The following is a 1459-nucleotide window of genomic DNA, read 5'->3' on the forward strand; positions in this document are numbered from 1 at the left end:
GGGCAGGGGCATGCGCGCCGCCTGCCAGCCCGCGCCGGCACTGCGTTCGCGCGACCCATCGGCGCGGCGCATGCGCACCATACGCGCCGACGCAGGCGCCGATTGCGTCGCCCGCGGACACATCCGGTTCCAGGTTGCCGCGAATCGTCAGCGCACGAGGCACACTGGGCGCTTCCGTCCAGCTTCCTGCGCCGCGCCGACATGACTGAATCCGCGTCTTCCCCGCCCCGCCCGCAACGTTCGCAACGCCTCGCCGGCCACGTGCTGGTCGAAGCCCTGATCGCCCAGGGCATCGACACCGTCTTCGGTGTCCCCGGCGAGAGCTACCTGGCCGTGCTCGACGGCTTCCACGAGCACCGCGACAGCATCCGCTTCATCGCCTGCCGGCAGGAGGGCGGCGCCGCCTTCATGGCCGAGGCGCAGGGCAAGCTGACCGGCCGCCCGGGCGTGTGCTTCGTGACGCGCGGCCCGGGTGCCACCAATGCCAGCATCGGGCTGCACACCGCCTTCCAGGACAGCACGCCGATGGTGCTGTTCATCGGCCAGGTGGCCAGCGACCAGCGCGACCGCGAGGCCTTCCAGGAGCTCGACTACCGGCAGGTGTTCGGCCCCGGCACGCTCGGTTTCGCGAAGTGGGTCGGCGAGGTGCTCGACCCGGCGCGGCTGCCCGAATACATCTCGCGCGCCTTCCACACCGCGCTGCAGGGGCGGCCCGGGCCGGTCGTGCTGGTGCTGCCGGAAGACATGCTGACCCAGGCCACCAGCGCGCCGGTGCTGCCGCGCGCCGAGCCGGCCCATGCCTGGCCCGCGCCGGGCGGCCTGCGCGACCTGCGCGCGCTGCTGATGGCCGCCGAGCGGCCGTTCGTGATCGCCGGCGGCAGCGGCTGGGACGCGGCGGCCTGTGCCGCGCTGCAGCGCTTCGCCGAGAACTGGAACCTGCCGGTCGGCTGCGCGTTCCGCTTCCAGGACCTGTTCGACAACCGGCATGCCAACTACGCCGGCRACGTCGGCATCGGCATCAACCCGGCGCTCGCGCGGCGCATCGGCGAGGCCGACCTGGTGATCGCCGTCGGCGCGCGGCTGGGCGAGATGACGACCGGCGGCTACACGCTGCTGAAGGCGCCGCGGCCGCTGCAGAAGCTGGTGCACATCCATGCGGGGCCGGAGGAGCTCGGCCGCGTCTATGCCGCCGACCTGCTGCTGCAGTCGTCGATGGCCGCTGCCGCGAAGGCGCTCGAAGCGCTGGCCGCGCCGACCAAACCGGCCTGGGGCGAGTGGACGGCCGCGGCGCATGCCGACTACGAGGCCAACCACGTCGCCGCCGCGGTGCAGCCGCTCGACATGGCCGAGGTCATCAAGACCATCCAGCGCCTCGCGCCGGCCGACACGGTCTATACCAACGGCGCCGGCAACTACAGCGGCTGGCTGCACCGCTTCTGCCGCTACCACGGCATGCAGC

General features: G+C 73.0%; 1 protein-coding gene. It reads left to right on the forward strand.

The annotated features are described in order from the left end of the window. Positions 1-201 precede the first annotated feature (201 nt). On the forward strand, positions 202-1459 hold a 1258-nt coding region (locus AC1D01_RS34390), incomplete at its 3' end, for a thiamine pyrophosphate-binding protein (protein WP_477873946.1).

This window comes from Rhizobacter sp. P3_B12, from assembly GCF_056402895.1.